Origin of the sequence: Synechococcus sp. H70.1, from assembly GCF_047502705.1 — a bacterium.
Lineage (GTDB): Bacteria > Cyanobacteriota > Cyanobacteriia > Thermostichales > Thermostichaceae > Thermostichus.
Genome location: NZ_JANSIV010000028.1, coordinates 3,587 through 8,401 on the forward strand (window position 1 = coordinate 3,587; position 4,815 = coordinate 8,401).

A 4,815-nucleotide genomic window follows, 5' to 3' on the forward strand; every position below is an offset into this window, starting at 1 on the left:
GGTAGAGGCCGATTTTACCCACGAGTAGGCAATGCCACGTAACCTCAGTCTTTCTTCAACGGGAGACAGACTGCATCTAGGCAGGGGATCAAGGCTGCTTTTCAAAGTCCAAATCCGGCAAGGGGAGATTGGCGGAGCTGCTCCCTTGGCCAGTGAGCAGGGCTAGGCGGCGGGAGATCTCGTCCTCGAGGGCCATTTCGTCAAGTTGGGCGGCAAGTTGCTCGCTGCGATCCTCGGAGAGCTCGCTGAGGGCTTGAGCCTTGAGCTGGCGTGCTTGGATGGCGTTTTTGGCCGCCTCAAATTGGGACTTAGCCGAGTCGATGCTGTAGGCGTTGTTAACGCGGCTCATCTGCTCAATAGCTTTGTTCACCTCGTAGATGTCCTTGAGGTTGCTCAGCTCGCTCTTGTAGATAGCCAGCCGCTCTTTTTCTCGGGCCAGCTTTTCCTTGGCAGCCTTGACATAGCGCTCAGCAGTTTCCACTTGTTCTTTGAGCGGGCCAAGAGCCGCCTCAATGCGCAGGGCTTGGGCCATAGCTAGGCGAGCGGCCTCCTGATCTCCCCGCTGCATGGCCAGGCGAGCCTTGTTCTCCAGCGCTTGGTACTCCCGCACCTTTTGCATGTACTTTTGCTCGGCCCGCTGGTAGGCAGCTACCTGGGTGGCGACGGCTTCAGTAAGCCGCTGCACGGTCTCCTGCATGGTTCGCAGCGATTCTTCGGCCACCGCCACTGCCTCTGCACCGCCTTTTTCCACTGGGAGCCCCCACAGCCAGTTCCACGTGCCGACGATGAGGCTACCGGCCCGCTGACCAAAAATGCCGTAGATAAGCTTGCGCACGCCCATAGCTTGCCCCTTGCCAATAGCTGACTTCACTTTATTCAATTTCTTCTGGAACTGGGAAGATACCGGTGTAGGGCAGACGGACAAAGTCTAACCCTCGCTCCCGCAGAGCTGGAATTAAGCAGCACACGACCTCGGCCACCTGGGATCCCCCCTGGACGCCGTCGTGGAGCACAATCAGAGAGCCAGGCCGCACTTGGGCCAGCACTCGCTCCACCACCACTGCAACCGGCGGCTCTAGCCAATCTTCGGGCACCACGGTCCACATCACTGGAAAAAATCCCCAGCGATGCAGCTCCACCAGTGTCTGCGGCCAAAACAGGCCGTTAGGGGGGCGCACAGCCCGATATTCTTCTGGGATCCCACCGCAGGCAGCCACCAGGGCGGCTTGGCTGCGCCGCAAGCTGCTATGCAATTCGCTGCGGCTGAGCTGGGTAAAGGAGCGGTGCTGCCAGCCGTGCAGACCAATGCCATGACCCTGTTGGCGAATTTGCCGCACCAGGTGAGGCCAGCGCTGCACCCGTTCCCCCAACACAAAGAAGGTGGCCGGCACCTGAAACTCCTGTAAAACCTGCAACAGAGCTGGCGTGTGCTGCGGGTGGGGGCCGTCGTCAAAGGTAAGGGCCACCTGCTGCTTCTTAGGATGCGGGGGCAGCTCCCAGAGAGCCTCCGGGAAAAGAGTCTTCAGGCTCCGGTGCAGGAGGGGGTAGAGGGCGGGGGGGAGCATCTGCGGCGGCGAAAAGAGCATGGGCCGGGATCCCGTCACTTTTTGGGTTGCGCTTGGCCGCGCCGTCCCTTGTCAACTTTCCAGAGAACCGCGTGTTACCCCTAGCTGGCTGTGGAGCTTCAGCTGGCGCCACAGTTGAGAGCCACTCATCTGGCCCTGAAGGAGTTGCTGGTAACAACGCAGAGTTTGTTGGATCTCCGCAGGAGACTCCTGGAGGAACTCGATGCGCAGATAGCGCAGCCCCAGATCCAGCAGTTTTTGCACATATTCGGCCCCAGTTTGGGCTTTGCCATTGTAGAGGGTGTTGCGGCAGCCAGCGTCAGCTTTCAAAATGTGCTCAACATTAGCCCTGTCCCTTAGCTTTACCTCGTGTTTTTCGCAGGGGCGGCCACAATTGGTGTAATCCGTGCCGCTCGACAAAAAGGCGCAGAAGACGCAGTGCTCCATGTGAAACAGGGGCATGTGCTGGTGGATGGTAACCTCGTACCAGTGGGCGGGGCCAGCTTGCAGCAGGGATCCCAGTTGCTCGTGGTTGAGGTCATAGGAGGCCGTCAGGCGCTCCAAGGGGTAGCGGCTTTTGAAATAGTGGGCGGTGATGGGGTTAGCCACGTTCAAGGAAAAATCGCCGATGCAGCGCTGGTTGGCAAAAAAGCGCAGGTGGTCGTAGTTGCGCACCAGATAGCCATCGGCTCCTGCTGCCAACACCTGTTTGAGGATCCAGCTTTCTCCCGGCTTGGTAATGCGGGGCGGGGCCACCCACAGCTCCACCTCGGGGTGGGCAGCTTTGGTAGCGCGGATAACTTCCCGGTAGCGGCGGGGATCCTCCAACTCTAGGTAGATCTGGCGGATGCCGCAGGCAATCACTGCCAGCAACTGCTCCGGCTCCCGCACCAGCACCACAAGCTGGGGCGATCCCGGCTCGGCTTGCTCTGGGGGGGGCAGCAGGTCCTGCCAGCGGGCGTTAGGGTTCAGGTGCCAGCGGCGGGGTCGAGCTCGCAGCGCCTGCAGCTGCTCCACGGCTTGGCGCCGCATTTGGTTGAGGACGCTCACCGGCAGCATCACTTTCCCCTTCAGGGCATTGTGCAGGGATCCCAGGCGAAAGGGCGTGCCCCCCAGCCGGCCCAGTTGCTGCTGCAGCTTCTCGTCGGTGAGGGGCTGCCGATAGGCAGGCTGCAAGGGCACGGGGGAGTCCACCTGCACCACGTGGCCCTCTTCGTCGCGCAAAATCAGCGTCAGGGGCAGGCCGGCCTGGCCGTGGACTTCCAGGTGAACGGGGCGTCGGAAGCGGGGCTGATCCCCGGCGTAGCTCTGGCGCAGGCGTTTCTCCAGCTCTGGGTCACTGGTTTTCCAGAGGCGATCCCCCACCCGTAGGCGTTTGCAGTCAATTGCCCCCGGAGCAAAGCTAAGCCAGGCCAACCCCTGCTGCTCTTGCACACGGTAGACTCGCCCCCCCTGCTCCGGCAGCTCCGGCTCCCCCTGGTCAAACACCACACCATCCCCTACCTTGAGGGGGGCCTCTAGGCGCACCCCCACCTGCTCCCCTTGGATCCTCACCACCTGTCCTAGATAAACTCCCCGCTTTTTGCCAAAACGGGCATGCACCAGCTCTTGGTTGTTAATACCCCGCAGCCAGCCGGTATACAGCCCGCGGGAAAAGCTCATCTCCAGCTCATACCACTCCTGAGCTGAGGGCTGCCACGCCTGCCCTGCCCCCAAGGCGTCTAAGGCCCGCCGATAGATGCGCGTTACATTGGCTACATATTCCGGCGATTTCAGGCGGCCCTCAATTTTCAGGCAGTGGATCCCTAGCTTGACCAGCTCCGGCAGCACCTCCAACCCCGCCAGATCCTGGGGGCTAAGCAGATACCGCTTCTCCCCGAGATCACGCCGGATCCCGTCCACTACCAACTCATAGGGCAGGCGGCAAGCCTGGGCACACTCCCCGCGGTTGGCCGAGCGTCTCCCCAGGGCCTCGCTGGTTAGACATTGCCCCGAATAGGCCACGCACAAAGACCCATGCACGAAGACCTCCAAAGCAATGGGGGATCCCTTCTCCTCCAGATGAGCGCGGATCTTGGCTATTTCCTTGAGGGAACACTCCCGCGCCAGCACCACCACCTCACAGCCCAGCTCGGCGGCAAACTCAGCTCCCACCCCACTGGTAATGGTCATCTGCGTCGAGGCGTGGAGGGGGAGATCAGGAGAAAGATGCCGAACCAGCCGCGCAATGCCAACATCCTGCACAATGACGGCGTCTACCCCTGCTGCCGTCATGGCGCGGATGTACCGTTCCGCCTCCTCCAGCTCCTCTGGGAAGACCAAAGTATTCAAGGTTACATAGCCCCGTACCCCGCGCTGGTGCAGCCAGGCCATCAGCTCCGGTAAATCCGCCTCCGTGAAGTTACGGGCGCGCAGGCGGGCGTTGAACCGTTCCAGTCCAAAATAGATGGCATCGGCGCCGTTTTCCACAGCCGCCTTGGCACACTCCCAATCCCCTGCCGGTGCCAGCAGTAGGGGCAGCCGAGTTGGCAAAGACCGGTCTCCGCGGCCACCGATTGGCCCCCCATCTCTTGCAACAGGTGTCATAGGAAAAAACCTGCCAGAACAAGGGATCCTTTCCTAATTCAAAATCAAAAACCCCCAGGAAGGATCCCCCTGGCTCTTTGCTCCCCTAGCTGGGTGGCTGCTACCTTCCGCCTATAAGGAACTCCCTGCCCTAGCCCTGGCTTTTGGGCAGTAGCAGGTCCTGCGAGGGGGCCTGGCTGCTTTTGAGGGAAAGGAGGGGGCAGATCCAAGGCTGGGTTTTCCAGCCGCGTCAGCTCCCAGCGATAGGGATGCCGCCGCCAGTGCAACAGGAAGGGCTGCTCCCGCGTCCAGTTGGCCAGGGGGCCGCCCGCTTCCTCGATCACAAATCAGAAGGTGGCCTGGCCCTGAGGATGGGGACCCTTGGTTCAGGCTGCACCTGGATTGCTTGGGGCTGGAGACGCAGATGCCAAAATTGGCTGAAGATCTCACGGCTGTAGGCCAGGGCCTGCTGTTTATCCAAGCCCCAACCATCGCGGTAGCTCTCAGCCACCAAGTTCTCCACCTGGGCCCAGTCCCGCCCTTCGATAGCTTGCAGGAGCCTTTGCGTATGGACGCGGATCTGGCCCTCAGGCGGAATGGAGTGCCAGAAGGCAACCCCTGCGCTGGCCGGGACGACGGCTCCCCCCACCGCCCAGCGCAGCGGAAGGGGGGCAGAGGAGGAAGA

4 protein-coding genes are annotated in these 4,815 nt (G+C 61.5%); all 4 read right to left on the minus strand.

The window, feature by feature from the left end; all coding sequences use genetic code 11:
• Positions 1-88 precede the first annotated feature (88 nt).
• A complete protein-coding gene (locus NW827_RS01915; protein ID WP_414403104.1) occupies positions 89-841 on the minus strand; it encodes a PspA/IM30 family protein in 753 nt (250 codons plus the stop codon).
• Between the two features lie 31 nt (positions 842-872).
• Positions 873-1,586, minus strand: coding sequence for a polysaccharide deacetylase family protein (locus NW827_RS01920; RefSeq protein WP_414403105.1), 714 nt, complete (start codon positions 1,584-1,586; stop codon positions 873-875).
• Between the two features lie 51 nt (positions 1,587-1,637).
• Entirely contained in the window at positions 1,638-4,151 is a 2,514-nt protein-coding gene (locus NW827_RS01925) for a DUF3656 domain-containing U32 family peptidase (protein ID WP_414403106.1), read from the minus strand.
• 319 nt (positions 4,152-4,470) lie between these two features.
• On the minus strand, positions 4,471-4,815 hold a 345-nt coding region (locus tag NW827_RS01930; protein ID WP_414503275.1), incomplete at its 5' end, for a hypothetical protein.